Here is a 4,125-nt window from a genome sequence, read left to right on the forward strand (position 1 = left end):
CGTTCACGTATTTCGCGTTTCCAAGAAACGCGCCTGTGCCCGCGATCTTCCGCTACGCGGGCGGCCGCGAGCGCACGGTCAACACGCAAACTCCTGAAGACGGCGTGATCCGCGTCAGCGGAGTGAACCGCCAATGGGTCCTGCGACTTGGCGAAGAGGTGGTCTGCATCGAGGCGATCCCGCCCGCGGAGGCCGCCTCATGAGCAATACCGAGAATACCGAGCTGGAAAAACGCCTCGCCGCCCTGGAGAAAGGCAGTGCCCGCGCCCCCATAGCGGCGCAGCGCCGGTCGCCCCTTCTCGCGCTGATCGTGGCCCTCGTCATCGGCGCAGGTGGTGCCCTGCTCTATCTCCTCTCACAGCCCGAAGAAGAGGAAGCCTTGCCGACGGCGACACCGGACGTGTTCCAGAACGAAGGCGACGGCTTCGGCGCCATAGAAACACTTCCCCCACCCGAGCCCGAACTCGTTCTGGTCGCACCGGAACCGGTGGAACCCAATGCCGAGCTTCTGGCGCAGATCACCGCCCTGCAGGCTCAGATCGAGGAATTGCGCAACGCCCCTGAACCAGTTGTCGAGGAAGACACCGCCGCCGCAGAGGCGATCGACGCGCTGACCGCTCAGATTGCGGCGCTGCAAGCCGCCTCGGAAGCCGCACAGCAACGATTCCAGGACGAACTGACCGCGCGGGATCGAAGTCTTGAACAACTCCGCATGGATCTGGAACTGGCCCAACTCGAGGCCAGCCGACCCCAACCCGCGCCAACGGGCCCCACGGAAGATGAGCTGCGCGCACGCGAGCAAGAGCGACTGCGCCGGGAGGAAGAAGCCCGGCGCATGGCCGAGCTGGAGCGCCGCGCCGCGGAGGAACGCGCCTTCCAGGAGCGGCGCATCACCTCGCCCACCATCGCGTTTGGCGGTGCCTCAGGAGCGAATGAAACGGCTCTAACCGAACGCACCTTCGGCGAGGTGACGGATTTCGTGCTGAACGGAGCGCTGCCCTCGACGGTGACGCAGGCCGAGGTGATCGCCAATCCCTCCAACACCATCATCCAGGGCACCATGATCCAGGCCGTCATGGAAACTGCCCTTGACAGCTCCCTGCCCGGCCAGACCCGTGCCGTGATTTCCGAGGATGTCTACAGCGTCGATGGCGTGCGCCTCTTGATCCCCCGCGGATCGCGTCTCATCGGGCGCTACCGCGCTGGCGTCGATATCGCGCAGCGCCGCGTCACGATCGCCTGGGACCGGATCATCCTGCCCGACAACCAGACCGTCCAGATCAGCTCCTTCGGAGGTGATGAACTGGGCCGTTCTGGCGTCACCGGTTTCGTGGACACACGCTTCGCCGAGCGTTTCGGGTCGGCCGCCCTGATCTCGCTGATCTCCGCAGCACCCAGTGCCGCCGCCTCCGAAGTCCAGGATGAGACTGCCGCCGACGTTCTCGAAGACGTTGGCGATGATCTGGCAGATGCCACGGACAGCGTCATAGGCGATTACCTCTCCATCGGCCCCGTCATCTATGTCGACCAGGGCGCCCGCGTCACGGTCATGGTCGACCGCGATCTGGAGATATTCTGAGCCCATGTCGCTGAGCTATCTCGAAACCTCCCTCGACCGGATCGAAGCCGCCGCCCGCGACGATATCATCGAGATCTGCATCAACCCCGACGGCTCCTGCTGGGGCGAATTCCAGGGCGATCATTTCATGCGCCCTCTGGATCAAAGGCTGACAGCCGTTCAGGTCAGGGACCTCGGCAACCAGATCGCCTCCTCCGCTAACACCACGATGAGCAAGGACCGCCCCATCGTCTCGGTATCGATCACCTACAAGGGTCGCCCGATCCGGGCACAGGTCATCACCCCGCCCGCCGTGCTCTCGGCCATGTCGATCAGCCTGCGGTTCTTCTCGAGCCTGCCGCTCGAGGGTATCGCGCTCGACTTTCTCTATGGCAAAGAGCGCAAGCTCGAAGACCTGCGCGTCGAAAAAAAGCGCGCCTTGCGCGCAGTGGTGGCCGCGGGTTTGATCGATGATGCGCTCGCCTTCTGCGTCGAGAACAAGCTCAACATGATCGTCTCGGGCGGCACCTCCACCGGCAAGACCGTGGCCGCGCGCAAGATCCTCGCTCATGTGCCGGCCGAGGAACGCATTGTGACCATCGAAGAAGCGGCCGAGCTTCTGCCGACCCAGCCAAATGCCGTTACCCTCATCGCCAATCGCGACGCGGAATTCCAGACCGCCGATGTGCTTCTCACCGCCACGCTGCGCATGCGCCCCGACCGGATCATCCTGGGCGAGGTGCGCGGCAAGGAGGCCATGACCTTCCTCGAGGCCATCAACACCGGCCATGGCGGCTCCATGACCACGCTGCACGCAGAAACCCCGCAACTCGCCGTGCAGCGCCTCGCGATCGCAGCACTCAAGACCGAGATCCCGATGACCTATGCCGACATGATCCAGTACATCGAGAACTCCATCGACGTGATCATCCAGGCCGGTCGCCATGACGGCAAACGCGGCATCACCGAATTCTACCTCCCCGGCGCAACTGAGATTGGAACTTCCCCATGAAGACCTTTGAATACGATATCCTGTCCTTTCCCATGACCCGCAAAACCGGCCTTGCCGACATGCAGGCCAGCCTGAATGCCAAAGGTGCGGAAGGCTGGGAGGTGGTGTCGATCAGCTCCTCCGAATTCGCCAATGTCGGGCACACTGTCTTCCTGAAGCGTGAGACCACACCCGCCGGAGCCACGGCATGAGGCAGGCGGGCTGTACCCTCGTACTGACTGCGCTGGTCCTGGGCCTGACGTCGGCACCCAGCTTCGCCGAGCGCAATCTCGTGCCGACCCTCGATCGCAGTTTCGACGTCTGTCCGGACCGGCCCGTTGAACCCGTGTGGATGCAGGAGATCCCCCTGCGCCAAGCCTATCAGCGCGTGCTGGTCCAGGACATCTACCGCGCCCAGAACCTCGAGCGGATTGTCGAGACCGGCAGCTGCGATTGCGAAATCCAGTTCCCGTCCTGGGACGCGGCCGAGGCGGTGTTTCGGGAGAGCTACGCGAGCGACGAACGATGGAAAATGCTGCAAGCCTCGGACGCCTACAACCGCCGCGCTAACGCGGCCCGCCCTGCAGCGAAAGCAATCTGCGACGCCGCAGGCAATTGGTAAAGCAGTCCCGCCATGAGCGTCGTCACCTACTTCGTTGAAACCTCCCAGGCCTATCTCGACACCGCCGCTGAGACCCAGTTTGGTGCGGTTGCGGCAACGGTCGGCACGCTCCTGGTTTTGGGGACAACGCTGGTAGTGATCCTCGTCGGCATCAACATGATCTATCAATATCGGGCCATGGATGGGCACACGGCCTTCTGGCTCGCGGTCAAGATCGGGCTCATCGGGATATTCGCGACCAATTGGATGCAGTTCAACGCCTTCTCGTCTGCCATTCTCTATGGGATCGACAGTATCGCGGGCGCGCTCGTGGCCTCCGTCGGCGGCGGCAGCCCGGGGCCTTCTGGAACTTTCGCTGAAGAATTCGACCGGCTGATCGCCGAGCTCGGCGATTACCTGAATGCCGCCGGGTCCGAGCTGAACTGGATGGCTGGCGCCATGCTCGACATCGTCGGAGTGCTTCTGCTCTCGATCCTCGGCGGACTGGCCGCCTTCATCCTCGTGGCCTCCCGACTGATGATCGCGCTTCTGATCGGGATCGCCCCGGTGATGATTTTCCTGACCCTCTTCGAGGTCACCAAGGATTATTTCGCGCGCTGGTTATCCGCGCTGGTTTCCTTTGCGCTCTACCCCATCGTCGTGGCCGGCGTGTTCGCCACGATCACTGGGGTATCATCAGCCTTGATCGGTGAGCTTGGCGACCCGGAAGGGGCCTCCAATATCGGCGCGCTCATCCCCTTCTTCATGATGGTGCTCATGGCCAAAGGGTTCATAATCGCAACACCCTTTATCGTCCGCGCGATTTCCGGCAACATCATGATGCCGGCGCTCTCCGTAACGGCCCGGTTGGCACCGCCTGCCAGATTTCGGCGTGAGGCCCTAAGACACGTGCATAACGACGTCGCAAACGACGTCTCTTATGCGCGGAGGGGCTATGCGGGGCGAGGTTTTGGG

The 4,125-nt window shown here is 63.1% G+C and carries 6 protein-coding genes; all 6 read left to right on the forward strand.

The features are described from left to right. The coding region (locus ACSR1C_RS20310) for a TrbG/VirB9 family P-type conjugative transfer protein (RefSeq protein ID WP_460260829.1) at positions 1-203 on the forward strand (203 nt) is incomplete at its 5' end. After that, a complete protein-coding gene (locus tag ACSR1C_RS20315) occupies positions 200-1,579 on the forward strand; it encodes a TraB/TrbI/VirB10 family type IV secretion system protein (protein WP_009503795.1) in 1,380 nt (459 codons plus the stop codon). The genes ACSR1C_RS20310 and ACSR1C_RS20315, both read left to right, overlap by 4 nt. 4 nt (positions 1,580-1,583) lie before the next feature. Beyond that, positions 1,584-2,570 (forward strand): ATPase, T2SS/T4P/T4SS family, encoded by a 987-nt coding sequence (locus tag ACSR1C_RS20320; protein ID WP_009503794.1) that lies wholly within the window; start codon positions 1,584-1,586, stop codon positions 2,568-2,570. Then, positions 2,567-2,761 carry a DUF4177 domain-containing protein gene (locus ACSR1C_RS20325; protein ID WP_009503793.1) on the forward strand — a complete coding sequence of 65 codons (195 nt, stop codon included), beginning with the start codon at positions 2,567-2,569 and terminating at the stop codon, positions 2,759-2,761. Before ACSR1C_RS20320 ends, ACSR1C_RS20325 begins: the two co-directional genes overlap by 4 nt. Beyond that, a complete protein-coding gene (locus ACSR1C_RS20330; RefSeq protein WP_009503792.1) occupies positions 2,758-3,171 on the forward strand; it encodes a hypothetical protein in 414 nt (137 codons plus the stop codon). The genes ACSR1C_RS20325 and ACSR1C_RS20330 overlap by 4 nt, the downstream gene beginning before the upstream one ends. Before the next feature lie 12 nt (positions 3,172-3,183). Continuing rightward, positions 3,184-4,125, forward strand: a 942-nt coding sequence (locus ACSR1C_RS20335) for a TrbL/VirB6 family protein (protein ID WP_460260830.1), incomplete at its 3' end; no start/stop codon positions are given.

This window comes from Actibacterium sp. D185-2 (assembly GCF_054954595.1).